Genomic DNA, 25,307 nt, shown 5'->3' with positions numbered 1-25,307 from the left:
GTTTAATTGACTTGAGAATGAAGCAATTCAGGGGAGTTCTGCTTTTCATTCGAAAGAAGAAACAGCCAAACGCCCAACAGCAGCAGGACTCCCGCGGCCGCCTGCAGCCAGGTAACAGTTTCGCCCAGCAGCAGATAAGCAAGAACGGTAGCTCCGAGCGGCTCGCCGAGTACGCTCATCGATACGGATTCCGGACGCATAAACTTGAGCAGCCAATTAAACAGATAATGGCCGAACAAGGTGGGGACGACAGCCATCAGCAGGAAAATTCCCCATTCCTTCGCATCGTAGTCCGTAAAGCTAAATCCAAGTCCCAGATTGTAGACGGCAAGAACCGCCGCAGCAAAGGCAAACACGAAGAAGCTGTAGAGAAAAGCGGGAACCCGGTTCAACAGGCTTTTGCCCATAAGCATATGTATGGCGACGGCGATGGTGCCGAGAAGTGAAAGCAGATCTCCAAGCAGTGCCGGCCCGGTGAGTCCCCAATCACCGTAGCCGATCAGGATGGCTCCGGTGATTGCGATCAGCATGCTGATCACTGCAAACGTGTTGGTCCGCTGCTTCAAAAAGAGGCAGGCTCCGATCAGGACGAAAACCGGCTCCAGGGCGAGAATGGCCGTGGAGCTTGCTACCGTTGTCAGCTTAAGCGAGCCCATCCACAATAAAAAGTGCAGCCCAAGCGCAAGCCCCGATAAAGCCAGCCCCAACCAATCCCGAATCGAGATTCGGCGAATCTCTTCACGATATTTCCATAAGAAAGGAAGCATGAGCAGAGTAGTTAGGACGAGCCGGTACATAGCGGTGACGGATACCGGCGCGTTCGACCACCGCACGAATATAGACGAAAAAGAAATAGCCACGATACCGATGAGCAGCAGCAGCGGTAAAGCCATAGGTACATTCGGTTTGGCATTCATCAGGCTGTAATCTCCATTCGTTTAGACGACGGTTTTAACCGACGGTTCATAAAGTACACACCGGTAATAATCAATACGGCTCCGATCAGATGGTACGCACGAATTGATTCTCCGGCGAAAAACGTAGCAAAGATCGCACTGAACAGCGGAATCAGGTTCAAAAAGCCGGAGCAGCGCGACGGACCAATCATGGCGATCGCCGCATTCCATGCCGTAAAGGATAACAGGGAAGGAAAAATACCGATAAATACCACGCCGGAGACAAGCCCGGCCGTCCACTCGATCTCGGAACCGCGGATCATCCATTCTGCAACCGAGCTAGGAACAAGGACGATCAATGACATCACCAGCGTGGCCACGAACAAAGCATGCACAGGCAGCTCGCCTGCAAACTTTTTCATGCCTACGGAGTAGAGCGCCCAACAACCTATGGCAGCCAGCATCCACAAATCGCCTTGGTTAAAAGAGAGGCCTGCGATCGCCGACCAACTGCCGCGCGAAATGATCCAGATTACGCCGAACAGGGAGAGCAGAATCGCGGGAAGCACGCTCCAGTTAATTCGTTCCTTCAGCATGAACAACGAAATGACGACGATCATCATAGGCGTCGCCGCATTCATCAGCGATGCATTAATGGAGCCTGTGTATTGTACGGCAATATAGGTTAATGTATTGAACCCGGCAATACCTGTGAGCGAAAGGAACAGCGTCATCCGCCATTTTTGCATAATCTGCTTGCGGTATCTCCAGCATTCCGCCCCCCAGAACGGGAGGATCACGAGCAGGGCCAAGATCCACCGCATTAGCGCCAGCAAAAAAGGCGGAACCTCGGTTACGAGCGTTTTGCCTACAACAAAATTACCGCCCCAAAAGCAAGTCGCGATGATAAGCAGTATGTATGGCGATTTCCACAAGGTTTTCACCATTCGAAGTTCAGCTCCTTTCTCAGACGACGATCCTTTTTCAGAAAAACGTTTTTCTATTATATCACCATTCAGCTCATTCTCACTAGCACTTCCTTCTATAAATATGAAAAGATCGATCCTAAATTTAAGCAAAAACGAAAAATGCCACCATAATCAGGCGGCATTAGAAGATGAATAACATTAAATATTAAAATCCAAAGTCAATTGTCTTGCCCGTTTCAGCGTATGTCTTAATATTGCTCAATATCATGGGCAATGTGATTTGGTGTCTTCATAGCTCCGTCGGCTTTCAGAATGTATTTGGCCTAAACAGCAAACCGTTGGAAGAGGAAATCCTTGAGCGTGATGATGCGCAGCGAATGATAAATCTCGTGGAATCGTTTATATTCGAGCGGCTGCCTGAGCCGGATCCGAACGTTGGGCTGGTCAATGACATTGTGAGCGCGATTCGGGAGGACCGAACCCTGATCAAAGTGGAAGATGCGGTGCGGCAAACCGGTCTGCATAAACGAACGCTCCAACGATTATTTGATCGGTATGTGGGGGTAAGCCCCAAGTGGGTCATCCGGCGCTATCGGCTGCATGATGCTGCGGAGCGGATGGAACAAGGCGACCCTCCGGATTGGCTTGAACTATCCTCGGAATTAGGCTATTACGATCAATCGCATTTTATCCGTGTTTTTAAATCGATTGTAGGTACGTCGCCTCAGAATAACATCCGTAATCATGAATAGGAGCTGCTTCCGAACTCCCGCTGGTGCAGCACGACAACGCCGAAAACAACAGGTTCATCCATGACAAATCGCTAAGCCCCGCGGCTTCCATTATGAAGCACGGGGCTTTATGGGGTTCATCCTCATTGGACTTTTCCAACTATTTATGATATCACATTAAGGAGGGGACAAGAACGTACGGATGCATACAGAAAGGGGGAATGCAGCATGTCCCGACGCTTTGTCATCGAAGCGGTCCTGGTAGCCATTTACGGCGAGTTAATGGTACCGTCTCGGCCGGTGGAATATTTAATCCCATACTCAAGTATATTGGAGCTATATGAAATGAAAGACAGCAAGGAGCCGGTGATGCCGGAGGCGGATGACGATGCGCATGTGAAAGAGAAAATCGGAGAGCTGATTGCCTTTTTTGACGATCCGTTTAATAAGAAAAAGCTCGAACGCGCGCTTCAGGCGCCTTGGCGCAGCAGTCCGCCGATTCCGGTGAACGAGCGGGTGACCTTTATCGTCGTTCACTCGATTGAGAATGCGCAGTACGGCGAGGCCCTGGATCCGATCGAAACGGAGATTGTTCTTACTTCTTTGCGTGAAAAGGCACCCGTGCTGACGGATCAAATTGAGCTGATGGAAAAAATCATTGAAGCCGAAATTCCGGTACAGGTTTACGATGTGTACGACTTCGAATTCGCAGTGGAAGACGGGATTACGGCGGACGATTGGATGAAGCCGTAACGGTTATTGCCAGCATCCCCGAAAAGGGGATTTTTTGTGTTTCTATACTTAAGGAAAGGAAAGATCAAGCCGCCATGCAATTGTATATCATTACCGGCACCACTTCCGGACTTGGGGAAGCGCTGGCTAAACGTTTGTTAGCCTCCGGTCGTTCGGTGATATCGGTCTCCCGGACGCTTAATGAGTCATTGACCGAATATGCCAAAGAAAAGGGGGCTATTCTGACGGAGTATCTTTGTGATTTAAGGGAGACGCCAAACCTTGTGCCGTTCATGGAACGGATCATGGGCATGATCGATGTATCGCAGCTTTCCAGCGTCACCTTGGTAAACAATGCAGGGGTACTGAATCCGATCATGCCGCTGGAACAAGCCGGATCAGAGGAGCTGACGGACCATCTGCATATCAATCTGCTGGCTCCGATGCTGCTGACTTCGGCGTTTATCCGGGCGACAGGCTCCTGGCCGGTTACCGTTTCCAAAACCGTGGTAAACATCTCTTCCGGCGCGGGGAAAAAACCGTATTCCGGCTGGAGTGCCTATTGTACGGCCAAAGCGGGGATCGATATGATGACGCGGTGCGCGGGACAAGAGCAAGGGGACGGCCCAGGTGCGGTAAAGCTGGTTTCCATAGCGCCGGGCGTTGTCGAGACCAGAATGCAGGAACAAATTCGCAAGACTGCCCCCCAACGTTTTCCGGAAGTGGGCCGTTTCATCGGGTTGAAAGCATCCGGGAAATTATATTTGCCGGATGAAGCTGCCGAGCGGATTATATCCATACTGGATAAAGGAGGCTTTGGCCAGGGGGACGTGATTGATGTCCGCAACTATTCCGGTCCGGCGCGTTAATTCACGCCGGTGCGCTGTGCTGCGACATCATCCACCACCTTCTTCACATTCGGGACCGTTAATCCCATGAAGTGTTGAAATCCGCCTTCATGTAAGGAAATCAGTTTACCGTCCCGTACCGGGTACAGGCCCTGCCATGGGCCGATAAGCGAATATAGGTTCGTACCGGGCACCTTTTGCAGAAAACATAGGTATTCCCCTTCAGCCAACGGTCCGGTGTAAGTAAGATTCAATGGATCCGATGGCTTCGGCAGCGGCTCAACGCCGTCTGTCAGCACGGAGACCGATGGCTGTGCCGGGCCTTTGAGGGTTTGCAGCACGCGCAGCGGCTGGACATAATTGACCAGCTGGCCCGATCCTATCGGGACACCGGTAGGATAGGAAGCCGTACGGGTGCCGAAGCGGCCGAATACGATCACGTCTGCGGAACGGATCAGCTCCTGGTATGAACCGACCTTTTTGTGGGGCAACCGCAGCTTGCTCAAATCCGGTTGCGCGGCAGACGGAAAGGCAGGCCAAATGAGCAGGATGCATGCGGTAATGAACAGGGATGCTATGCGTTTCAAGCAAAATCTCTCCTTTGAGGACAGGATAGGAACGATTCTAGTTTCAACAGAATGCAGCTATTTATTCCATAAAAGCCGGAAAAAAAGAGAGGTGCTTACGGTTTTGTTTGATCCAACCATATACGATAATTTAAAGGTTGTATTGGAAGGCCATTTATACGATCTGGACGCCGAAGGAAAGATCAGGGTCGTCGGAAGAGAAGATTTGGTCGATTTGGCGAAGATGGGGCGAACATTTCGGATGAAATTTGTACTGCAGTGCGGCAGAGACGGCTTTATGACAACCATTGCACTACATAGCGGATTAACGGATTTTGCCGGGGAGCTGCGCGGACTTCATGCAGCGGGGGAGCGCCCGGGAGCCGGGCTGGAGCTTCAACTGGATATGCCGGCCGAGCTCTCGGAGCACTTGCGGGACATCCATGAATATGTATCGAGCTTGTGGGGGCAGGGATGGCTCATTCGATATGAGCGGCTGGAAGAGCTGTTTCCGCCATCTCTTGAATCCGACAGCAAGGTCCTTCATGGCAGCTATCGGATCAAGCTCACCTCAGCAAGCAAAATTGACGAGAGTCACATGGACGACATGGGGGCTCTTCTTGAACATTTGCTTCAATTCGCGATGGATATGAATGAAATGTATGAACGGGGCGGATGGCCCTGATCATCAACATATCGCTAAACGCGGATACCCAATTACGTACTCGCCCCCGGCGTTATGTTTCCGGTATATTTTAGCCTTTGCGCTTCACGAATTCACGTACCATTTCTTCGGTCACGAAGATCCGGGTAGGGGAGATCCCTTTTTGAGCATGGCTGTTAATAAGGGCCGTTACCGCGTTGATCGGCTCTACGCTGAAAGGCAGACCTGCGGCACACTGCGCAACCGCTTGTTCAATGGCGCGTTCCCGTTCATTCTCCAGCTCGATAAACCGCTCAAGGTGGGCATGCTGCTTCCGGGTATGGTTGGTAATGGCTTCATGGACGTTCATTGATCATTGCAGCTCCTTCTATCATTACGTTATAATCGTTTTCATCTTACTATAGGATAAAGCGTCATGGCAATCCTCTGTCCAGGCGCCGCATCAGACGGAAAGGGAACGAACCGATATGAACGCAAACAAGTCCGGTGAACGTTTGGATATTTTTGATGAAACGATGAATCTTATTGGAACGGCAACACGTGCGGAAGCACACGCCAAAGGCTTATGGCATCAAACCTTCCAGTGCTGGATATGGGACGATGCGGAAGGGGAGGGGGCGTTGTTGTTTCAAGAACGGCATCCGGATAAAGAGACGTTTCCGGGCTTGCTCGATATTTCATGCGCGGGACATTTGCTCGCCGGAGAAAGGGTGGAGGATGGTGTCCGTGAGCTCGAAGAGGAGCTCGGTTTAAGCGTACCGTTTGAAAAGCTGTTTTCGTGCGGTATTTTCCCGGAGGAAGACCGCATTTCCGAAAAGCTCATAGACCGTGAGTTTTGTCATGTATTTCTTTACCCGTGCAGCCGGCCTTTGACGGACTACCGACTGCAGGAGGAGGAAGTCACGGGCTTGTATCGTATTCGTCTTGCCGACGTACGCCAGCTGGCATCGGAACCGGACTTTGAGGCAACCGTTCAAGGCGTGTCGCCTGACCCGCGGAAGAGGGGCCGGATGCAATCCGTGGAACGAACGGTTAGCCGGAAAGATTTCGTACCGCACCCGGAAGCTTATTACAAATTGCTGCTGCAGGCCATTGAGAAGCACCGGCAGGAAATTTCCCCGGAGGCAGGGAAATAAACAAGGATTCATTTCCCGGGCAAGCGCACGAGTCGATAAATAATTTCAAATTATCTGATATTTTCGACAAAACCGCGTTAGTTAGCCTCGAATCCTATCTAATCCTTGACTAAACGGGCGGCAGAGGGCAGGCGGGAGCCTGCCTAAGCCGGCATGCGTCATGCGGATGACCACCCCAACCTGCCCCTGGTTAATCACTGATTGCGTTCAATGGTCAGGAAGGTTTTGTGGGTTCCCCTCGGAGGAACGAGAACCAGCTCCTGCTTCCGATTCAGCTCATCCGTCTTGGCCATCCAGGGCTCAACGCAGACGAAATCTTTGCCGGCCACGGACCACAAGACCACATACTTAAAGTCGTCTCCATAGGTCATGCGGATGCGGCGATCCTCCGTCGGGCTGAACGTAATTTCCCGCTTTTGGGGATTCAAGAATACGACAGATTCCGGCAGTCGGTCCAAATCGATCGCTTTTCCCTCATAGGGCTTCTCCGTTCCGTCATTATAATCATAGTAACGGCTCGCGTCGGTTTCGTAAGCAATGGCTTTGCGGGTGGCCGCAAAGTACGGATGAAAGCCGGGATACATCGGCATAGCTTCGTCCGATTCGTTACGGTATTCCTGCTCAATTGTTAATTTTCCGTTTTTTAACCGGTACGTGAACCTCAGCTCAAAATCAAAGGGATACGAATCCCGCGTGCTTTCGCTGCTTTTTAACGTCAAAGTGATAGCGGCGCCGTCTTGCGTGCTCGTCTGCTCGATCTGCCAGGGATGGGTGCGCGCCACCCCGTGATTTTTCATCGTATACCGCTTTCCATTCCATTCATAAGCACCGTCCGTAAGCTGTCCGGAAATGGGAAACAGCACCGGAATCCCGCCGCGAATATTGGCGTTCGGGTCGTCGAAGGTCGCTTTGTCCAAATACAGAAGCTCTTCGCCGTTGGTTCCGTAGCTGATTACGATCCCGCCCCGCTCAGGGGCGATCTTGAACCACGAACGGGTGTTCGTTTCGATTAATTCATAGATGGGGTAAGTATCCGTATAGGTACGGATTTCGTAAACAGACATCGCTGTTCCTCCTCTCAAATGACGCAGTGTATTTTACCCTTTATTTAATTTGCCCAAATTCATCCATTTATTCTGTCATGAACGGGGCTCAACTCGGATTGAAGCGTTGAACTCGCCAACCCGTTGCGGCCGCGCCGCATAATTTTCTTATACATGAAGATACTGGAACTAAAACCCATAAGAGGTGTTCTTCATGTGCCATCGTTTCCTATTAACTACAGACCTTTCGGAGCTGTCGCATCGTTTTCAAATCGGTCAAGTGATGTTTCCCTATCAACCGCGCTTCCGCAACGTACCGACTCAACCTGTTTCCGTCATTATCGCCGAGCGGGAGGGGCGGAAGCTGGAGGAGCACCGCTGGGGACTCGTCCCGTTCTGGGCCAAGGATGCCGTTAACGCCGACAGTGCCGTGATTCACGAGAAGCCGGCCTACCGCAAAATGTTTTCCAACCAGCGCTGTGTCATTCCAGGCAACGGTTTTTATGTATGGAAGCGGAAAGGGAAAGCCAGGCAGCCGGTCCGGATTGAAATGAACGACAAACGTGCGTTCGGCATGGCCGGATTGTATGAAGTTTGGAAAGACGCCCGGGGAGGCGAGTATCGTACGTGCACGGTCATCACTTCGGTATCGAACCGGCTCGTTTATGAATACGACGAACGGATGCCCGCCATTTTAAATGAGCGTGATATCGATGCATGGCTTGATCCCGCTATGAACGGAGAGCCGGACTATCTGCAAAGTCTGCTCAAGCCTTATGCACCCGATGACATGCAGGCTTACCTTGAACCGACTCGAAGCCTTCCGGGCGATGAAGGGGCGGAGGAGTTGCTTGAAGAGCCTCCGGCCAAATACGCCATGATGATCAAGAAATAACATGCGGACTTGTAAAAACCAGCCTTATCGGCCGGAATATGCTAACCGGTTCAGTAAGGCTGGTTTCCTGACGGACATTCCTAATCCTGCAAAATGGTTTCTATCCGATCAAGCACATCCTGCGTAAGCACGACATCGGAAGCGCCGCAATTCTCCACGACTTGCTCCGGACGGCTCGCTCCGACCAGAGCGCTCGCCACATTGTCCTGCCTGAGGATCCAGGCCAAAGCCAGCTGTGAAACCTTGATGCCAAGCTCGGCGGCAACAGACTCCAGCTGCTCCACTTTCAGCAGCTGATTTTCTTGAATGCGGCCTTCCTCCCAGCCTTTGCTTGCTGCACGGCTGTCTGCGGGGATCGCTTGGCCCCGACGATATTTACCTGTGAGCAGTCCTTGTGCAAGAGGGGAGAAGACCACTTGACTGATCCCTTTTTCCAGGCCTGTAGGGATGATTTCTTTTTCGATATAACGGTTAAACATGTTGTATACCGGTTGATTGACGATGATTCGGTCAAGTAAATATTTATCTGCTATACCGAGCGCTTCGACCATTTGCGCCGCAGTCCATTCACTGACGCCCACATAGAGCACTTTTCCTTGGGTCACCAGATCGTCCAGCGCTCGCAGCGTTTCTTCCAGCGGCGTTTCCGGGTCGTACCGGTGGCAGTAGTAAAGGTCAACATAATCGACACCGAGGCGCTTCAAGCTGGCATGGCACTGTTCTATCACATGTTTGCGCGACAAGCCGCGGTCATTCGGTCCTTCACCCATGGGCCAGAACACTTTGGTGGCCAGCACATACGATTCCCGGGGGTACGCTTTGAGGACTCGTCCCACTACTTTCTCTGCTTCGCCGCGTTCATATACATTGGCCGTATCGAAGAAGTTTATGCCCAAATCGTAGGCTTGCTCGATGGAACGGACCGCTTTTTCATTTTCCACGTATCCTCCGTACGTCATCCAGCTGCCCAAACTGATTTCGCTCACTTTCAATCCGCTTCTACCCAATTTCCGATACTTCATTCTTCGTACCTCCTGACCGCATATTTTTATAACAATGCCATTATATACGAATGAAATGAAGATGATAAGTAGTGAAATAGGTGTGTATTAGTTACTTTCGGGTAAGTAGGACGGTAAATCCGGTGATTCACATATGATAGCTTCCGACCGGCTTGTTCAATACCCATTCGAGCAGCATGATTTGATCCTCAAGATGATTCAGCTCGGATTGGAGCGCCGGCTTGGCGTCATCCGCTGCAGCCTGGAGACGGCTTTGAAGGGACTTCCTTTGCATAACAAACTCATTCAGCTTTCTCCTGATTTGATCTTCTGTTCTCATCGCATGTCCCACCTTGGTTCATCATGTTTTACAAGCTCCATGGTAGCAGATGGAGTGAACGGATGGAAGAAGGAATAAATTAGTTTACATATTATTTATTATGTAAACTAATTAAGGGCCGAATGCGGCGGTTTCCACGGTGTGTTATAATTGCAGAGATAAGCTGCGATAAGGAGCGATTCACCCCATGCATATCGTTACCTCGGAAGAAATGAGACGGATTGACCGTTATGCCATCGATCACATCGGAATGCCTGCCATGGTTCTTATGGAAAACGCGGGCCGGGCGGTGTCGGAAGAGGTCATTTCCTTTTTGGAAGGACGTCCCGGACGCATCGCCATCCTTACAGGTAAGGGCAACAACGGCGGGGACGGGATCGTCGCAGGCCGCCATTTGAGCGAAGCAGGTTATCAGGTGCACCTCATCTATGCCGAATCTCCGGACCGGTTTCAAGGAGAAGCGGCGCTTCAAAGTCAAATTGCACACAAATGGGGGCTGCCCCATTATATATATAGCGAGCAAGAACGAATAAACTGGGAATTATATGACGCGGTGGTCGACGCCCTTCTCGGAACAGGAAGCAGGGGAGCGCCCCGCGGCGTTTACGCCAAGCTGATAGAGGAAGTCAACCGATCCGGACGCCCGGTGATCTCGATCGATATTCCAAGCGGTCTTGACGCAGATACGGGGCAAATCCACACGCCATGCATACGTGCCGATCGTACGGTCGCTCTGGCGTTTACCAAACGCGGGTTAGAGCAGTATCCCGGCGTCCGCCAGGCGGGCACCGTGATTGTACGATCCATCGGAATTCCGCAGGGAATAGCAGATCGGATGAACGTTAATACCTATCTTATACAGGAGCCGCTTCTATCGGCAAAGCTCGCTTTAAACGAGTATCGGCACCGGCAGTCAGATACACATAAAGGAACTTTCGGTCATGTGCTGGTAGCCGCAGGCAGCCGGGCAATGGCCGGTGCAGGACTGCTGTCCGCCAAAGCGGCGCTGCGCAGCGGCGCGGGACTTGTTTCGTGGGCGCTTCCGATGAGTATGGTGGAGCCGTTGCTCGGCCATCTCCCTGAAGTCATGCTTCAGGGGGTTGCGGATGAACAGCATGGGGATTGGAGGGCCGCCGATCCCAAGGAGCTTATTGCGATGGCACAAAAAAAGAACGCGATGCTGTTCGGTCCGGGCACAGGACGGTTTGCGCAGGATGACCGGTTTGTGCGCAGGATTTGGGAGGAAACGGCATGCCCGCTCGTGATTGATGCGGATGGATTGAATATGATCGCGGCGGCGGCCGATTTTGATTCGTGGAGCCGGAGGAAATCCCCGGTTGTGCTTACGCCGCATCCCGGAGAAATGGCAAGGCTATGCGGACGATCCGTCCCGGAAGTCCAGCAGGACCGTATTTCTTGCGCGAGAAACTATGCGGTTCAGTACCATGTTACTCTCGTGCTTAAAGGAGCCCGGACCGTCGTAGCGACGCCGGACGGCACAGTCTACGTAAACCCTACCGGCAATGCGGGTATGGCCACAGGCGGCTCAGGCGACGTGCTTGCAGGGCTGATCAGCGGCTTGCTGGCGCAAGGATATACAGCTGCTCAGGCCTCGGCTCTGGGTGTTTACTTGCATGGAGCTGCGGGAGATCGTGCGGTGCAAAGACGCTGTCATTCGGCGTCGTTAATTGCCGGCGACATTGTCGAAAATTTATAGTTTCAATCATTAATTAATCTAAAAATAAACCATATAAATCATTTATGACATTAATTAATAAGTGATAATCATGAGCATACCTCTGAAAATCGGCATTTTATCCGAATGATTATAAGAACAGTTTTTGATTGATCGAAACCCGTTCGATGAAGAACCATTCGTGTTTTTAACTGAAATATTATTTTTTTGCAGGAGGTTTTCATGGAGAAACGCATCAACCGACGTTACGAGCTTCTGAAGCCGATCGTTCCGATGCGGAGCGGTATCTTATACAGTGGAAATGACTTGTCCTTAAATAGAGAAATCATCATTTTTGTCGTGGAAAGCCGGGGGGAAAAGCATAAACAGGCATATCTTCAGCTGCTCCAACAAGTGGCCATGTTCAACGACAGCCGGTTTCTTCATATTCTCGACGTAGGCATTGAGAACCAGCGTATTTTTGCAGCGCTAAAAACGTTTGCCGGCAAACCGCTGATCCAAGGTTTGAAGCATCATTCCTTTTCCACCCGCGAGATCATCGCTATGGTATTTGAGCTTGGTAAAGGATTACAGGATGCGATGGAGCACGGGATTTCCGGTTTCTCCGTCCTTTCGAGCAATATATGGATCGGCGACGACGGACAACTGCAAATGATCAACTATTGGGAAAAAGGGGAGCCTGCGGAGCGGGGGGTTCAGGGCTTGGCCGGTCTGCTCTATCAGCTGATGACCCGTTCCGAAACGCTGCCGGATTCGCTGCAAGCTGCCGAGCATTCGCTGCGCTCCGCGCTCAAAGACATGCCGGAGAGCTACCGTGAAATGTTCATGATGACCTGGAGAAGAGCATGGAACGGTCAAAATACGCTGTCTTCCTTTATTCTTAGCTTGCAGAATGCAGCGCAGGAGCCTTGGACTAAACAAACGCAGCCGATGGAAGAGTCGTTCCCGAATGAATATGAAGAACCCGACGACATGGAGGAAGACGAAGAACAAGAGCCGCGCCAAAGAGGTTTTTTGTGGCGCGCAAGCGCCAAGCTGATGATTGGAGCCGCAGTGGCAGGATTCTCCATACTGTTCCTCATTTTTCTATTCGGCCTGGGCGGACCGGATAAACAGGATCCTACGATTGCGGGTCAATCGAATCAAAGGGATGCTGCATTAAATACGTCTCCGGCTCCTACCGAATCTGAACCTGAGCCAGAGCATGAGCGGGAAAAGTCAACGCAGACAGAGGATGAGCAGGAAACGTCGGCGGAACCTCCCGAGGCAGCGCAAGAGCCGCCTTCCTCCGACGGTCCTGTATTTGTGCCTAACCTTATCGGTCTTACTAAACAACAAGCGGAGAAGCAGGCTCTGGCTTCAGGTCTTCGATACCAATTCTTCATAGAGCCGAATGAGAGTCCTGCCGAAACGGTGTTTAAGCAGGACTTGGAGCCCGGTCGCAAAGTGAATAAAGGGGAGCGCATCACCTTTTGGGTCAGCAGAGGCAATTAACGGTTTAATCCACTCATACAGTGCCGGAGATTAAGCGCCGTCGGGCCTTTTATCGATGGCTTCGGCCATCGTTTTGTCTGTCAAATGCGCATAAATTTGAGTCGTTTCGGGGGATGCATGGCCGAGCTGCTCCTGTGTCTTGTATAAATCATTGCGCAAATAGTAATCCGTCGCAAAGGAATGGCGCAGCTTGTGCACGGACAAATACGGTTTCCCGAAACGTTTGGCATATTTAATCACCATTTCCTGAATGGCGCGCTTCGTCATTCGTTCGCCTTCTTTTTTGCCGTTCGCCACGGCAAGGAAGAGGGCTTTTTCGCGTTTCGGCGCTTTGTACTGCGTCTGGCGCAGTTCCATATACTTTGTGAGATCGTCGATCGCTTCCTGACGGAAATAAACCGGCGTTTTGAACGTATCGTCATTTTTCCCTTTGCGGTAAACATAGGTCAGCTTTTTTTTCAGGTCGATGTCGTCCACATTCAGATTGACCACTTCGGATACCCGCAGTCCGGAATTCAGAATTAAACTGATGATGCACGCATCGCGGATTTTGTTCAATTCGTAAAAATAGAGAGCCTGCTTGTTTTTGGCGACATCCTGTCCGTATCCTTGCTGGACATACCTGATAAATTCCGCGATTTCCGCCTCCTGAAGCAGCTTGCCTTCGAGTTTAGCCGCGGAATCCTTCGGCTTGTGCGTCCGCTTGATTTCCACCTTCGCCATGACATTCCGTTTCAATAAAGGATAGAAATTCTCATCCTCCGCAATTTGACTCAAATAATGAAAAAGCGAACGGAGAGAAGAAAGCTTGCGGGAAATGGTTGTTTTTCCGTTGGCATTCTCTTTACGGGAGGACAGAAACATTTTGAAATTATCGATACTGTCCATATGGAGCCTTTCCAAATCTTCAATCGGAATCTCCCGAATAGATGAAGCAGAAGTAAGTCCCTCCGCCATCAGCCAGGAAAAAAACGTCTCATAGTCCCGTACATATTCCAGCAGCGAGGATGGTGAAAGGTCAGGTAATTTATAGTTAATAAATTTTTCCACATACCACGGCATCAAGGGTACCTTTTTGTCCAGCTCGTTGCGGTCTTTGATTTTAATGATATTCATGAAGCGTCTCACCTCTGGCAGCGGGTTATTATGGTTTACATAATGATTATTATGTAAACAAAATTCATGTTCTTACTTGTCCTATTATCATAACATCAAGGGGAGAGGGGTTCAAAGCAATCCGACTTAGTGCCGATGAGCCGTTCCTTCGCTGCTAAGTGCTAAGATATTAAATATTTATATATGCTGCCTTAATATTTTGGATTCATGGATTCCCGATGATTCGATATAGTTTTCATGTAAGCGCTTATCTCGAATAAAAAAAAGGAGGTCTCCTGCGTGGGCATCATGCGGATGATTCAAATCGGAGCCGGAGGATTCGGACAATCGTGGCTCCAAATTGTGAAGGACTGCCGGGCGGCGGAGTTAGCTGCGGTGGTTGACATCATGCCGGACAATCTGGCCCAAGCGGCTCAAATCACCGGTTTGCCGCAAGAGCGATTGTTCCATCAGCCGGAAGACGGCTTCCGGGAGATCAAAGCGGATATCGCATTAATCGTTACCCCGCCGCAGACACACAAAGCTCTAGCCGCTCAAGCGTTGGAGGCGGGGCTTCATGTATTGATGGAAAAACCGATGACCCATACGTACGAGGAAGCGATAGAACTGCTTGAAATCAGCCGAAGGTACAACAAACAGATTGCGGTAAGCCAAAATTACCGGTGGAGAGCCCCTGTTCAAACCGTAAAACAGCTTCTGAACGAGGGAGTGATCGGATCTGTCGGTTATGTGGAATATGAATTCCGAAAGGCCATGAAATTCGGCGGGTGGCGGGATAACTATTCCGAAATTTTATTGGAGGATATGGCCATTCATCATTTTGATATCATCCGGTTTTTGCTCGAGGCGGAAGCGGAAGAGATCCTGGCGCATAGCTTCCGGCCTTCATGGAGCTGGTTCAGCGGCAATCCGTCCGCCAGTGTGGTCATGCAGCTGGAAAGGGGAATTCAGGTGCACTATTTTGGAAGCTGGGTTTCCCGGGGAAAGGAAACGAGCTGGAACGGGGACATTCGCATTGTCGGAGATCACGGGGCGATCGAGATGATCAATGATGAAATCACGCTTTGGACAGGGGAGGCTCCCGAGAACGCCGTATGCCGTGTCATTGATCAAATCCCTGCAAAGCTGGGAGACCGAGCGTCGTCTCTCGATGATTTGTGTAACGGCGGTTCGGCAATCCCGTATTCCGGCAACGCCTATTCAGGATAATATTCGCAGCTTCGAGATGACCTGTGCGGCGATTCAGTCGGCGAAAAGCGGAATGCCGGTTCGTCTGGCCGATTTCAGTCTTTTGCGGGACTTAAAACGATAACAGGTATGGGAGGGATCGTTATCCATGTGGAAAAAAATCAGGCTGGCGGCCATCGTATCGGTTTTGGGACTCACCACCGCATGCAATCCCGGCTCAACCGGGGATGGATCGACTGCCCCTTCAGGGACAACAGCGCCTAACGGACAAACTAACAAACCCGGCGAGACGGTGAAGATTACTTGGTGGGATTATATGAGTTCCGATGAGATGGTCGAAGCATTAACCAAGGTCATCGACGATTACCAGAAAGCGAATCCTCATGTGAAAATCGAACGCACTTACGTTCCGTTCGGCGATTTGAAAAATAAGCTGCTGTTAGGCTCCGCCGCAGGACAGCTTCCTGACATCGTATGGATTGACAACCCGGATCATCAGGCGTTCGCCGCAGCGGGAGTCCTGGCCGATATCACGGCGGAAGTCAAGGAGTGGGGGCAAGCCGACCAGTACTTTGACGGCCCGTGGTCCTCGACGGTCTACAAGGATAAAAATTACGGCGTTCCGAACAGCAGCAATAACCTTGCGCTCTATTACAACGTCGACATGCTGGAACAGGCGGGCGTGAAGCCTCCGGCCGATTGGAATGAACTGCTGGATGCCGCCAAGAAGCTGACGAAGCAAGGCGTTTACGGCATGAGCGTTTCCGCTGTGCGGACCGAACAGGGAACGTTTCAGTTCCTGCCTTTTGTGTGGCAATCCGGTTCGGATGTGACCCAGTTCAACAGTCCGGGAACGGTGGAGGCGATTAAGCTTTGGAAAGAGCTGCTTGACAGCGGCGCCATGTCGAAGGAAATTCTTGGACAAGATCAGCAGGCCTCAATGCTGCAGTTTGCTGCAGGAAATACGGCCATGATGGTCAATGGGACATGGCAAATTCCGGTTTTGAAAAAGGAGGCCAAATTTCAATGGGATATCGTCCCGCTTCCTGTGAACAAACAAGGTGGCACGATTCTCGGCGGGGAAAACTGGGCGATTACCTCGACGTCGAAGCATAAGGATATCGCTTGGGATATTGTGAAGTTCGCCAACCAGGGAGAATATTTGAAAAATTTCCTGAAGGCGGCGGGCAGACTGCCAAGCCGCAGGGATTTCATACAGGATCCTTATTGGCAAGGCGACAGGTATTTCAAAATATTCGCCGACGGCATGAATGTCGCTAAGGCACGGGCGTACGGACCGAACTATCCGAAAATCTCAGATGCGATACAGGAGATGATTCAGCAGGTGTTAACGGGAGTGAAGTCGCCGGAAGACGCGGTGAAGGAAACAGATGCCAAAATCAAACCGCTTCTTCAATAACAGGTAAGGGGGTGGAGCCGGACGGCTTCATTCTTGCACAGGGAATGGGGGAGATCATGGAGAGAGAATTGTCACCTGCTTCAACCGAACGTGTGCCGGATGCTTCCCGAAGAAGCTTGCGCAGCTTATGGAACCGCCTGGCCAATTATGTATTTGTACTGCCCGGCGTATTGTTTATGGTCATCTTTCTTGTGTTTCCGATTTTGTACAATTTACTGATCAGCTTTCAGAATGTCACCTTGATGAATTTGAGAGGCGAACACGATTTTGTCGGGCTGCTAAATTACAAAACGATTTTTCAGGATGAAGTGTTTGCCGTTTCATTTAAAAATTCAGCCATTTTCACGGTGCTGAGCATCGTTTTCCAATTCGGGATCGGTTTTGCATTGGCCTTATTTTTCAATCTCCGGTTTCCGGGACGCGGTATGATGCGTTCGCTGATGCTGTTAGCCTGGATGATGCCGATTGTCATTACAGCGACCTTATTCAAATGGATGCTGGCCGGCGACCACGGCGTGATGAATTATCTAATGCAGTTGTTCGGCATGATCGACAGTCACCGATTCTGGCTCACGGAGGAAAAAACCGCATTATATGGCACGATTCTCGCGAATATCTGGATCGGCGTACCGTTTAATATGATCATTCTGCTCGCCGGGCTGCAATCCCTGCCGGATCATCTCTACGAAGCAGCCAGGATCGACGGCGCGGGGCGCTGGCGTCAGTTCCGCGACATTACCTTGCCGCTCATGAGGCCTACGATTCTGGTGCTGCTCATGCTCGGGCTGATTTACACCTTCAAAGTATTTGACCTGATCTTCATTATGACCGGAGGAGGTCCCGTTAACGCATCTACCGTATTTCCTCTTTATGCGTACCGGTTGGCCTTCATCAACTTTGAATTTAGTTTGGGCGCCGCGGTATCCAGCATCATGTTTTTTGTGCTGATGGCTTTGTCGGCTGTGTATCTGCGGATGATGCGAAAGGAGGAACATCATTGAGCGCGCATGCCAAATACCGCAAACAAGAATACGCGCTTACGGTCATCGGAGCTGCGGCCACCCTGCTGTTTTTGTTTCCGGTGTACTGGATGATCATTACGTCGCTTAAGCCGATGGGGGAATTGTTTGCCAACCCGCCTCATATGTTCCCTCATGAGCTCACTTTTGCCGCCTATACCGATAATTTTGTATCCAATCGTTCCATGCTGGGGTATATCGGCAACAGCTTTATCATTGCATCGGGCACGATGCTGCTCACGCTGATCCTGGCCGCCCCGGCGGCCTACGGTTTGGCCCGCCTGCGCATGTGGGGAAAGGCCGCGATCCTAATTCTGCTCCTGGCGACCCAAATGCTGCCGACCATTATGCTCGCGATGCCTTTGTTTATCGCTTTTTCCAAAATGCAGCTGATCAACAGCTTCCCCGCTTTGATCGTGGCAAACACGACGCATTCGCTGCCTTTTGCGATCCTCGTGCTGCGGCCTTATTTTCTGGCGCTTCCCTCGGGGCTTGAAGAAGCCGCATTGATTGACGGCAGCGGCAAATTCAGCGCCTTTTGGCGGATCATTCTGCCGCTTGTAAAGCCTGGATTGCTGACGGTTGGCGCATTCTGCTTTCTGTGGGGGTGGGGAGACTTTATTTTTGCCCTGACGCTGACGACCAATGAAACCATTCGTCCGCTGACCATGGGATTATATAAATTCATCGGGGAATACGGAACCGAGTGGAATAACCTCATGGCCGCAGCGACCATCGCCGCGCTGCCGATCATCCTGATTTTTATCACTCTGCAGCAATCTATTGTCAGCGGTTTGACCAGCGGGTCCATGAAGGATTAGTACGATCATCGATATGAACAATCTTGAAGTGTATTTTGCCGACGACGAGCCGGGATTACAGGGGTACAGGCTGATCAACTGCACGGAAGAGCATCACCCCTATGCCGGAGCTTATTGGCCTGCAGCGCATATTATCGGATATGAGCATACGTTTATCAACCTGGTGCATGAGCTGATGAACGGGATTGCCAAAGGCTATCGGCCCGCTCCCAATTTTGAAGACGGGGTTAAAAATCAAATCGTTCTGGAGGCCGTTGAAACCTCCTCGACGAAGAAAAGCTGGGTTCGCATCGACAGCATCAATTAAAACGGTAGTGTCCGAAGTCCAGCGGTAAGATGTCAAGTTCCTGATTCGCGGTAATTGGAAATTCTTTTGATGGAAAATCGCTTTGAGTCAGGAAAAATGGCATCACGAAATAAACCCTGAGTAAAATCGAGCGTTTTTTCCAGGATATACCTCGATTTTACTGGGAATTCCCAATGGGCTTCGCAGAAAGTAGGTGAGAAGCTTTAGGCGTTAGTCACCTTCCTCCGCGGCGTGTAGACTTGGTCGTTGCGTAGCAGCACATCGACCAGACGCACAAGTTTTCTTGCGGTTAAGACGAGGGCGCGTTTGTGTTGGTGCTTCGTGACTTCGTTGTATTTTTTCCGGTAGTACTCTCCGAATTCTGCGTCGCGGTTCTTTACCAAGTTGGCAGCTTCAACCAGGTAATAACGCAGAAACCGGTTGCCGGATTTAATACGGGACGTTTCTTCGGCTTCAAACTTGCCAGACTGATTCTTTCGCCAAGTAAGCCCAGCGTACTTCGCCAGAGCGGCTTGATCGTCAAAGCGATGGATGTCACCGATTTCGGCGATAATACCAGCGCTGTAGATCGGGCCGATACCGGGGATCGTCTTCAGGACGTTTTCACCGGGTAAGCCGGCGATAATGCGTTCAATCGCCTTGTCGAGCTCCTTGATTTGCTTCTGCGTACTTCGAATGGCTTCGATAGAAGTGCCCAGGATGATATCGATGGAGTCCTCGACGACTTTTGAGAGACGATAGGAAGCACGCGCGGCTTTCTGGATGCACCTCGCTACACCCTCCGGATCAGGGAATCGATTACGGCCCTTATCCTTGAGGTAGTCGGCTAAATCCGCCACATCCATCGAGCTGATCTCATCCAGGCTGTATTTCTCAAGGAGCAATTCAGTGATGGCATGGCCGAAGGCGGAGCTCTCCACCTCCGCGGAGAACGCACTGCACTTGTAGAACAGGTGCTGGAGAAAGTACTGCTTCTCTCGTGTCAGGTTGTGGACGAGGTGAAACCGCATGCGGGTCAGTCTTTGAAGAGCGATGTACTGCTCTTGGGCGACAACGGTCATCGGCAGCCTTCCAAAACGCAGCCTGTCTGCAATAATCCAGGCATCGATGCGGTCGTTCTTATCGAGGTCCACATAGGCTTCCTTGAACTTGCTAATGAGCTTCGGATTAATGGTAAATACCTTCGTATGCCGCTCGCTGAGAAGCTTGTCCTCATGCAGGAACATGGCGGGGTGCCAACTGTAAACCGATGTTGATTCCAGACCGATGTGAATCTCCGATGGCTTGATGCGGTCGGCTTGGGCAAGGATCTGATCCCGCAGGTGGCAGGCACCGTGGTAGTTGTTGAGCACCGTGAACGCTTGGAGGGTATCGCCGCCAGCATCCATGATGCACACCTTTAAATCTTGCGAACTCACGTCAATCCCGACAAACAACTTCACGTGGGATTCCTCCTTTCTTTATGGGATTCAGGGACTGGACCTTTCGGGATGCCCCCAGCGCACTCGCCGTTCAATCACCCTCGCATATGAGAACTCACTTCGGTCCATGAGCTGCCTCGAAGCTGCTATCTTCGAGCATGGGTTGCCGAAGGGGACAGCCAGCGGGTTAGAAGTTCAAGCGAGAGCCGAGGAAGCAGACTTTAAGAGTAGTCGATGCTACAGGAGAGAGAAGGATTTCCCCGAATAACCCTAAGAATTATTGTCTGGAAGCATCTCGAAAAGTCCAGTCCCAATTCAATTTTCAAAGAGCCAACGCTGGAAATTTTGAAAGCGGTCGCCAGTTCCCTGGGGAACTGGAAATTGGCCTTCAAAGCTTTACAACAAATATGATACGAGGGAGAGTATACGATGAAATTAGGCGTTTTCCTTACCTTGTTTAGACGAAAAACATTGGAAGAGGCTCTCGCTTATGCAGCCGAATGCGGAGTTCAAACCGTGGAAATCGCAACCGGCGGCTATGTGGGCAACCATCACTGCAAGCCGGAGGAATTGCTGAATAACCCGGGAGAAATTGAGCGCTTCCGCCAATTGCTTGACCGATACAAGCTGGAAATCAGCTCGCTGAGCTGCCACGGAAATCCCCTTCATCCCAACAAAATCGTTGCCGAGGAGCATCATCGCGATTTTCAAAACACGATTAGGCTGGCCCAGCGGCTCGGTGTCAATACGGTCGTCAACTTCTCCGGATGCCCGGGCGAATCGGAAACCTCGCAGCGCCCCGTTTGGATTACGTGCCCTTGGCCTACCGAATTTGCGGAAATCGTAGAGTGGCAGTGGCGGGAAAAGGTGACCCCGTATTGGAAAGAGATGAGCTCGTTTATCCGTGAGCACGGCGTCAAGGTTGCCGTTGAGCCTCATCCCGGATTTGCGGTGTACAACACGGAAACCGCATTACGGCTTTGCGATATCGGGGGAGAGCAGGTCGGCGTGAACTTTGACCCCAGCCATCTGTTCTGGCAGGGCATGGATCCGGTATCGTCCATCTTGGTGCTCCAGGACCGGATCTATCATTTTCATGCCAAGGATACGGCAATCTTCCCTAATCGTACCGCACTCAATGGCGTGCTGGATACGAAGTCATATAAGGATATATCCGCCCGTTCGTGGGCCTTCCGGACGGTAGGCTACGGGCACGGAGCCGACACCTGGAAAGCGATCATCAGTACCCTGAGGCTGGTGGGCTATACCGGAGCGATCAGCATCGAACACGAAGACGGGCTCATGTCCGTACAAGAAGGCTTTATCAAAGCGGTCCGCTTTCTTGAAGAAGTGCTGATTACGGAGACAACTGGAGAAATGTATTGGGCAAATTAATGATTTATTATTGCCCGTTTCCTGTATAGTATAGATTATGTCCGATAATAAACAAGCAGGATCCTGGTTTGCTGTACAGGCAGACATACGCACGGCGCAGCAATGAGAAAGGGATTGGCCCATTGCTGCGCCGTCTTTGACAATGGAGGGGAGTATGTCTGAAATGAACATTCTAGTGGTCGAAGACGAACAGGCAATCAGAAAAGGGATAGAGAGGGCCATTGCCCAGCTGAACGATGGATTCCGCGTATTGAGTACGGCAGACGATGGGGAAACGGCCTTGCAATGGCTCGAGACAGCCAAGGTTTTGCCCGATTTGATCATCACGGATATTTATATGCAGTTTATGGACGGCATCGAATTGATCGAACAGGTGAACAGACGTTATCCGGGTATTCCCTGCGCGATATTGTCCGGTCATGAAGATTTCAGACTGGCGCAAAAAGCCATAGATTTAAAGGTATGCCGGTATATTACTAAGCCTGTGCAGCCGGCAGAGCTGCATGGCATCTTATGCGCGATCCGAGAGGACATCATGAAGGCGCGTTTGCGCTTTGCCTCTCAACAGCACGCGGGCAAACCGTCACGAGCCAACACAGAGAGCTATGTGCGGGAGAAGCTTCTATCGGATTTGCTGGAAGGCAAGCTCCTTTCCATGGCGGAACTAAAGGAGAATGCCGACTGCTTTAACTTTCCACTCGATGGGGAGTATTTCGGCGGCGTCGTCCGGCTGAAGAAAAGCGAGCCGGAGCTGTCGCAGCGGGATTTGCTGCTGTACTGCACCGGAACCAAGCATCTGTTTGGCGAAACCGTCCTCGGAGACGTCAAAGGCTTTGTCTTGATTAAGGATGAACGAACGCTGGTGTTCGGCATTCAGCCTGCGGACTCAAATTCATGCGACAGCATTCAGAATTTTGCTCTTCTGGCCGACAAGGTGCTTGGCATTCCTGTGGCCACAGCCGTGGGAACGGTTGTTCGCGGCATTGTCCGGATTCCGCAATCCGTAAGTCAAGCCTATGATCTATTGGAAGCCCATTCCTTGGGGGAACCTTCCTATCCGTTGGAGGAGGAGCAAAAATTCCGCATGGCGCTTGGCACGGGCAGAACGGAAGAGGCGCTTTTATCAGCGCGGCAATTTCTTCGGATGCTCATGGCGGGCAATGCGGGGGACGCTCATGCGCTGCAAGGCTTTTATAAGCTTGCGGTCTCCGTGGAAAAACTGTTTCAGGAACTGGGACTGCAGTGCCCCGCATTGCCGCAGTTGCACCGGCACTCCATGGCTGTAGCGGCCAAACGAATGCAGCGGTGGCTGGAAGCTTGCGTGATCAGCCGCGGTACGGTGACGAAAACCGGCGCAGCCTCGGATGTTGTTGACAAGGTAGCCGCGTACATAGAACAGCATTACCACGATTATTCGCTTACTCTTCAATCTCTTGCCGATGTCGTTTCGCTTCATCCCAATTATTTGACGCAAACGTTCCGCAAACAAACCGGTTTTTCCTGCATGCAGTACCTGGCAAAGACGCGTATGGAAAAAGCCAAGCAGCTGTTAAACAACACCGATCTGAAAATATCCGAAATTGCGGAGAAGGTCGGCTACGAGAACCCCCTTTATTTCAGCAGCTACTTCAAGAAATGGGTCGGTAAAAATCCATCAGACTACAAAGAGGAATCCGGTTCCTATGCTTAAACCGCTGTTCAGGCATCTCTCTCGATGGTACACCACACTCAACAGTAAAATTTTCATTAAGCTCATCCTCATCATTTCGGTTCCGAATCTGCTGTTGATTGCTGTCATCGCCCAATTGATGTCCGATCAGATAGAACAAAAAGAGGCGGAAATGAACAATACGCTGTATGTGCTGGAGCATGCGGCAAGCAGAGAAATACGGGCTATTTTTAACGATGTGACCACTTTGACGAACCAGATTCTGATTGACCCCGACGTGCAGAGGATATTAGCCTCGGCCAAGAAAACCATGGAGGAGGGAGATGCCGGCCGCCCGCTTGATGAAAATGTGCGTCTACAGGAGAGATACGCCAACGAGCACACCATGAGGAACCTGCTGTCCAGATCCCGGTTGGTTTGGAACAATATTTTTTCCATCGCCATCATCGATATGAACGGAGAAGTATATTTGAATACGTCCGAAAATTACCGGATCTATCCTGAAGATTTGGAGCGTTCCGAGCTGTTTAAGACGGTGATCTCGGCAGAGCAGTCCGGTTTGGCATGGAGCGTCAGCGATGCATTAATCAAAAACAAGGATATGATCACCATCGCGCGTAAAATCTATGGCGTAACGCAGCCGACCGAGATGATCGGTTACGTTATTGTGAATCTTTCTTTGGACGCCGTTCGCAGCTCCTTTGAGACCTACAATTATTACGGCCAAATGATTTTCGGCATGATCCATGCATCGGAAAACGGGTGGATGGTATACGACAATAAGAAAATCCAGGGCGGCACCGGCCCTCTGATCGATCAAGCAGCGGGGGATATCGCATCCAAGCTGACGGAAGTTCGCCTAAACGGCCGCATATGGAGAACCGTTCTCATGCGGATGGACCAGCAGGACTATCTTTTTGTCGGGCTTGACAAGGAATTTATCCATAAAGAAACGAAAGAAATTCGGAATAAACTGATTTACGGTTATGTGATTTTTCTATTTCTTGCATTGATCGTATCCTTGTGGGCGACGAAAATACTGTCTCAACGGCTCAGGCAGCTGATTAAGGCCATGCGTAAATTCGGTCAAAACATGTGGGGAACGCGAATCTCGCTCAAGGGAAACGACGAGATCCGCATCATCGGAGATCAATTCAATCTGATGGCGTCCGAAATCGAGGAATTGATGACGAATTTGAAAGAGCAGCAGCGCTTAAAAAGGCTGTTTGAGCTCAGAGTTCTCGAATATCAGATCAATCCTCATTTTTTATACAACACACTGGATTCGATTCATTGGCTCGCTCAGGAGAATGAACAGCCCAAAATCAGCGAGATGGTCAGCGGCTTGTCCAAGCTGTTCCGCATGATTTTAAGCCAGGGCCGGGAAACCATAACCTTGGCCGAAGAGTTTGAAATGGTGCGCGTCTATCTGCAAATTCAAAAAATCAGGTTTGAAGAACGCTTCGATTTTACCCTTCATTTGGCTGATGAAGCAGCCCAATATACGATCGGTAAATTGGTGATGCAGCCCCTTGTCGAAAATGCGATTGTCCATGGGATGCGGCGTTTGAGAAAGAAGGGTCTGCTCCTGATCACGGGTTATCTCGAAGAAGATGAGGTCGTCGTCGATGTCTCCGATAACGGAGTGGGGATGACGGTGGAGCAGTTGAATAAACAACGAGAATTGTTGAATGGCGACGTTCTGGAGGAGGAGATTATTTCCTCTTCCGGATACGGGATGAAAAACGTGGATTCCCGCCTCAAAATGCTATATGGCTGCTCCTATCGGATGATCATTCGTTCATCCGGAGAAGCGGGAGAAGGAACGAGTGTTCAAATTCGGATCAAGAAACAAGCCATGAAAATCTGATGGATTTCATTTACCACTTTGCAAACCAAAAATCTGTTCCGGTACCGGGCCTGACAGACTTTTGGTTTGCGCTATTTGCATGCGGAAATGACAAGCCCGGATAGGAGAAC

25 protein-coding genes are annotated in these 25,307 nt (G+C 50.8%); 16 read left to right on the top strand and 9 right to left on the bottom strand.

The annotated features are described in order from the left end of the window. Positions 1 to 2: 2 nt before the first annotated feature. Positions 3 to 917 carry a DMT family transporter gene (locus EXW96_RS04015; RefSeq protein WP_054819833.1) on the bottom strand — a complete coding sequence of 305 codons (915 nt, stop codon included), beginning with the start codon at positions 915 to 917 and terminating at the stop codon, positions 3 to 5. Next, complete coding sequence (locus EXW96_RS04010; protein ID WP_174349935.1) at positions 917 to 1,843, bottom strand: DMT family transporter; 927 nt, start codon at positions 1,841 to 1,843, stop codon at positions 917 to 919. The genes EXW96_RS04015 and EXW96_RS04010 overlap by 1 nt, the downstream gene beginning before the upstream one ends. A gap of 359 nt (positions 1,844 to 2,202) precedes the next feature. On the opposite strand from EXW96_RS04010, the gene EXW96_RS04005 reads away from it, so the two are divergent. The 3 genes from EXW96_RS04005 (at position 2,203) to EXW96_RS03995 (ending at position 4,157) form a co-directional block, all read left to right on the top strand. Continuing rightward, positions 2,203 to 2,577, top strand: a complete 375-nt coding sequence (locus tag EXW96_RS04005; RefSeq protein WP_174349934.1) for a helix-turn-helix domain-containing protein — start codon at positions 2,203 to 2,205, stop codon at positions 2,575 to 2,577. 207 nt (positions 2,578 to 2,784) lie between these two features. Continuing rightward, complete coding sequence (locus tag EXW96_RS04000; RefSeq protein ID WP_174349933.1) at positions 2,785 to 3,309, top strand: ADP-heptose synthase; 525 nt, start codon at positions 2,785 to 2,787, stop codon at positions 3,307 to 3,309. A gap of 74 nt (positions 3,310 to 3,383) precedes the next feature. Continuing rightward, a complete protein-coding gene (locus EXW96_RS03995) occupies positions 3,384 to 4,157 on the top strand; it encodes a (S)-benzoin forming benzil reductase (protein WP_137671092.1) in 774 nt (257 codons plus the stop codon). Here EXW96_RS03995 and EXW96_RS03990 read toward each other — a convergent pair. Continuing rightward, on the bottom strand, positions 4,154 to 4,723 hold the full coding sequence (locus EXW96_RS03990) for a hypothetical protein (protein WP_174349932.1): 570 nt from the start codon (positions 4,721 to 4,723) through the stop codon (positions 4,154 to 4,156). The genes EXW96_RS03995 and EXW96_RS03990 overlap by 4 nt on opposite strands. Here EXW96_RS03990 and EXW96_RS03985 point away from each other — a divergent pair. Next, a complete protein-coding gene (locus EXW96_RS03985; RefSeq protein WP_217437241.1) occupies positions 4,698 to 5,387 on the top strand; it encodes a hypothetical protein in 690 nt (229 codons plus the stop codon). The genes EXW96_RS03990 and EXW96_RS03985 overlap by 26 nt on opposite strands. Positions 5,388 to 5,457: 70 nt before the next feature. Here EXW96_RS03985 and EXW96_RS03980 read toward each other — a convergent pair whose 3' ends face one another. Then, complete coding sequence (locus EXW96_RS03980) at positions 5,458 to 5,715, bottom strand: DUF2533 family protein (RefSeq protein WP_054819838.1); 258 nt, start codon at positions 5,713 to 5,715, stop codon at positions 5,458 to 5,460. Between the two features lie 118 nt (positions 5,716 to 5,833). On the opposite strand from EXW96_RS03980, the gene EXW96_RS03975 reads away from it, so the two are divergent. Continuing rightward, positions 5,834 to 6,502 (top strand): NUDIX hydrolase, encoded by a 669-nt coding sequence (locus EXW96_RS03975; RefSeq protein WP_054819839.1) that lies wholly within the window; start codon positions 5,834 to 5,836, stop codon positions 6,500 to 6,502. A 194-nt stretch (positions 6,503 to 6,696) separates the two neighbouring features. On the opposite strand, the gene EXW96_RS03970 is transcribed toward EXW96_RS03975, so the two are convergent. Next, positions 6,697 to 7,566, bottom strand: a complete 870-nt coding sequence (locus tag EXW96_RS03970; protein ID WP_062408363.1) for an aldose epimerase family protein — start codon at positions 7,564 to 7,566, stop codon at positions 6,697 to 6,699. Positions 7,567 to 7,759: 193 nt separating this feature from the next. Here EXW96_RS03970 and EXW96_RS03965 point away from each other — a divergent pair, with 193 nt between their 5' ends. Beyond that, positions 7,760 to 8,440, top strand: a complete 681-nt coding sequence (locus EXW96_RS03965) for an SOS response-associated peptidase (RefSeq protein WP_062408362.1) — start codon at positions 7,760 to 7,762, stop codon at positions 8,438 to 8,440. A gap of 80 nt (positions 8,441 to 8,520) precedes the next feature. Here the strand turns inward: EXW96_RS03965 and EXW96_RS03960 are convergent, their stop codons facing one another. Both EXW96_RS03960 and EXW96_RS03955 read right to left on the bottom strand, forming a co-directional pair. Beyond that, the gene (locus tag EXW96_RS03960) at positions 8,521 to 9,462 is read right to left on the bottom strand and encodes an aldo/keto reductase family protein (RefSeq protein ID WP_074729257.1); all 942 of its coding nucleotides are present in this window, start codon (positions 9,460 to 9,462) and stop codon (positions 8,521 to 8,523) included. Positions 9,463 to 9,589: 127 nt separating this feature from the next. Continuing rightward, positions 9,590 to 9,781 carry a hypothetical protein gene (locus tag EXW96_RS03955; RefSeq protein ID WP_054819842.1) on the bottom strand — a complete coding sequence of 64 codons (192 nt, stop codon included), beginning with the start codon at positions 9,779 to 9,781 and terminating at the stop codon, positions 9,590 to 9,592. 187 nt (positions 9,782 to 9,968) lie between these two features. Between EXW96_RS03955 and EXW96_RS03950 the strand changes: the two genes are divergently transcribed. Together EXW96_RS03950 and EXW96_RS03945 are read left to right on the top strand one after the other, a co-directional pair. Then, positions 9,969 to 11,498, top strand: a complete 1,530-nt coding sequence (locus EXW96_RS03950) for a bifunctional ADP-dependent NAD(P)H-hydrate dehydratase/NAD(P)H-hydrate epimerase (RefSeq protein ID WP_062408360.1) — start codon at positions 9,969 to 9,971, stop codon at positions 11,496 to 11,498. Between the two features lie 201 nt (positions 11,499 to 11,699). Next, the gene (locus EXW96_RS03945; protein WP_174349931.1) at positions 11,700 to 12,971 is read left to right on the top strand and encodes a Stk1 family PASTA domain-containing Ser/Thr kinase; all 1,272 of its coding nucleotides are present in this window, start codon (positions 11,700 to 11,702) and stop codon (positions 12,969 to 12,971) included. Between the two features lie 30 nt (positions 12,972 to 13,001). Here the strand turns inward: EXW96_RS03945 and xerS are convergent, their stop codons facing one another. After that, entirely contained in the window at positions 13,002 to 14,087 is a 1,086-nt protein-coding gene (xerS, locus tag EXW96_RS03940) for a tyrosine recombinase XerS (protein ID WP_054819846.1), read from the bottom strand. 288 nt (positions 14,088 to 14,375) lie between these two features. Between xerS and EXW96_RS03935 the strand changes: the two genes are divergently transcribed. The 5 genes from EXW96_RS03935 to EXW96_RS03915 all read left to right on the top strand — a co-directional run bounded on the left by EXW96_RS03935 (position 14,376) and on the right by EXW96_RS03915 (position 18,842). After that, on the top strand, positions 14,376 to 15,296 hold the full coding sequence (locus EXW96_RS03935; protein ID WP_254611243.1) for a Gfo/Idh/MocA family protein: 921 nt from the start codon (positions 14,376 to 14,378) through the stop codon (positions 15,294 to 15,296). Positions 15,297 to 15,423: 127 nt separating this feature from the next. After that, positions 15,424 to 16,695 carry an ABC transporter substrate-binding protein gene (locus EXW96_RS03930; protein ID WP_174349929.1) on the top strand — a complete coding sequence of 424 codons (1,272 nt, stop codon included), beginning with the start codon at positions 15,424 to 15,426 and terminating at the stop codon, positions 16,693 to 16,695. Between the two features lie 56 nt (positions 16,696 to 16,751). Continuing rightward, positions 16,752 to 17,696, top strand: a complete 945-nt coding sequence (locus EXW96_RS03925; protein ID WP_062410911.1) for a carbohydrate ABC transporter permease — start codon at positions 16,752 to 16,754, stop codon at positions 17,694 to 17,696. Then, on the top strand, positions 17,693 to 18,535 hold the full coding sequence (locus EXW96_RS03920) for a carbohydrate ABC transporter permease (protein ID WP_254611205.1): 843 nt from the start codon (positions 17,693 to 17,695) through the stop codon (positions 18,533 to 18,535). The genes EXW96_RS03925 and EXW96_RS03920 overlap by 4 nt, the downstream gene beginning before the upstream one ends. A 13-nt stretch (positions 18,536 to 18,548) precedes the next feature. Beyond that, positions 18,549 to 18,842, top strand: coding sequence for a hypothetical protein (locus EXW96_RS03915; protein WP_254611204.1), 294 nt, complete (start codon positions 18,549 to 18,551; stop codon positions 18,840 to 18,842). Between the two features lie 203 nt (positions 18,843 to 19,045). Here EXW96_RS03915 and EXW96_RS03910 read toward each other — a convergent pair whose 3' ends face one another. After that, positions 19,046 to 20,284: an IS110 family RNA-guided transposase gene (locus EXW96_RS03910; protein WP_174349928.1), complete on the bottom strand. Its 1,239-nt coding sequence runs from the start codon at positions 20,282 to 20,284 to the stop codon at positions 19,046 to 19,048. A gap of 408 nt (positions 20,285 to 20,692) precedes the next feature. Here EXW96_RS03910 and EXW96_RS03905 point away from each other — a divergent pair, with 408 nt between their 5' ends. The 3 genes from EXW96_RS03905 (at position 20,693) to EXW96_RS03895 (ending at position 25,197) form a co-directional block, all read left to right on the top strand. Then, positions 20,693 to 21,658 (top strand): sugar phosphate isomerase/epimerase family protein, encoded by a 966-nt coding sequence (locus EXW96_RS03905; protein ID WP_174349927.1) that lies wholly within the window; start codon positions 20,693 to 20,695, stop codon positions 21,656 to 21,658. A gap of 163 nt (positions 21,659 to 21,821) precedes the next feature. Next, positions 21,822 to 23,348 carry a response regulator gene (locus EXW96_RS03900; RefSeq protein WP_160327354.1) on the top strand — a complete coding sequence of 509 codons (1,527 nt, stop codon included), beginning with the start codon at positions 21,822 to 21,824 and terminating at the stop codon, positions 23,346 to 23,348. Then, on the top strand, positions 23,341 to 25,197 hold the full coding sequence (locus EXW96_RS03895) for a sensor histidine kinase (RefSeq protein WP_137671086.1): 1,857 nt from the start codon (positions 23,341 to 23,343) through the stop codon (positions 25,195 to 25,197). The genes EXW96_RS03900 and EXW96_RS03895 overlap by 8 nt, the downstream gene beginning before the upstream one ends. Positions 25,198 to 25,307: the final 110 nt, after the last annotated feature.

The sequence above is a fragment of the Paenibacillus sp. JMULE4 genome (assembly GCF_013337105.1).
GTDB classification, from domain to species: Bacteria; Bacillota; Bacilli; order Paenibacillales; family NBRC-103111; genus Paenibacillus_G; species Paenibacillus_G naphthalenovorans.
This window is presented reverse-complemented; position numbering and strand designations above follow the sequence as displayed.

Bases quoted from the DNA above. Each gene is read 5' to 3' on its own strand.
- EXW96_RS04015 (WP_054819833.1), bottom strand. From the start codon at position 917: ATGAATGCCAAACCGAATGTACCTATGGCTTTACCGCTGCTGCTGCTC.
- EXW96_RS04010 (WP_174349935.1), bottom strand. From the start codon at position 1,843: ATGGTGAAAACCTTGTGGAAATCGCCATACATACTGCTTATCATCGCG.
- EXW96_RS04005 (WP_174349934.1), top strand. From the start codon at position 2,203: ATGATAAATCTCGTGGAATCGTTTATATTCGAGCGGCTGCCTGAGCCG.
- EXW96_RS04000 (WP_174349933.1), top strand. From the start codon at position 2,785: ATGTCCCGACGCTTTGTCATCGAAGCGGTCCTGGTAGCCATTTACGGC.
- EXW96_RS03995 (WP_137671092.1), top strand. From the start codon at position 3,384: ATGCAATTGTATATCATTACCGGCACCACTTCCGGACTTGGGGAAGCG.
- EXW96_RS03985 (WP_217437241.1), top strand. From the start codon at position 4,698: ATGAACAGGGATGCTATGCGTTTCAAGCAAAATCTCTCCTTTGAGGAC.
- EXW96_RS03980 (WP_054819838.1), bottom strand. From the start codon at position 5,715: ATGAACGTCCATGAAGCCATTACCAACCATACCCGGAAGCAGCATGCC.
- EXW96_RS03975 (WP_054819839.1), top strand. From the start codon at position 5,834: ATGAACGCAAACAAGTCCGGTGAACGTTTGGATATTTTTGATGAAACG.
- EXW96_RS03970 (WP_062408363.1), bottom strand. From the start codon at position 7,566: ATGTCTGTTTACGAAATCCGTACCTATACGGATACTTACCCCATCTAT.
- EXW96_RS03965 (WP_062408362.1), top strand. From the start codon at position 7,760: ATGTGCCATCGTTTCCTATTAACTACAGACCTTTCGGAGCTGTCGCAT.
- EXW96_RS03960 (WP_074729257.1), bottom strand. From the start codon at position 9,462: ATGAAGTATCGGAAATTGGGTAGAAGCGGATTGAAAGTGAGCGAAATC.
- EXW96_RS03955 (WP_054819842.1), bottom strand. From the start codon at position 9,781: ATGAGAACAGAAGATCAAATCAGGAGAAAGCTGAATGAGTTTGTTATG.
- EXW96_RS03950 (WP_062408360.1), top strand. From the start codon at position 9,969: ATGCATATCGTTACCTCGGAAGAAATGAGACGGATTGACCGTTATGCC.
- EXW96_RS03945 (WP_174349931.1), top strand. From the start codon at position 11,700: ATGGAGAAACGCATCAACCGACGTTACGAGCTTCTGAAGCCGATCGTT.
- xerS (WP_054819846.1), bottom strand. From the start codon at position 14,087: ATGAATATCATTAAAATCAAAGACCGCAACGAGCTGGACAAAAAGGTA.
- EXW96_RS03935 (WP_254611243.1), top strand. From the start codon at position 14,376: ATGCGGATGATTCAAATCGGAGCCGGAGGATTCGGACAATCGTGGCTC.
- EXW96_RS03930 (WP_174349929.1), top strand. From the start codon at position 15,424: ATGTGGAAAAAAATCAGGCTGGCGGCCATCGTATCGGTTTTGGGACTC.
- EXW96_RS03925 (WP_062410911.1), top strand. From the start codon at position 16,752: ATGGAGAGAGAATTGTCACCTGCTTCAACCGAACGTGTGCCGGATGCT.
- EXW96_RS03915 (WP_254611204.1), top strand. From the start codon at position 18,549: ATGAACAATCTTGAAGTGTATTTTGCCGACGACGAGCCGGGATTACAG.
- EXW96_RS03905 (WP_174349927.1), top strand. From the start codon at position 20,693: ATGAAATTAGGCGTTTTCCTTACCTTGTTTAGACGAAAAACATTGGAA.
- EXW96_RS03900 (WP_160327354.1), top strand. From the start codon at position 21,822: ATGAACATTCTAGTGGTCGAAGACGAACAGGCAATCAGAAAAGGGATA.
- EXW96_RS03895 (WP_137671086.1), top strand. From the start codon at position 23,341: ATGCTTAAACCGCTGTTCAGGCATCTCTCTCGATGGTACACCACACTC.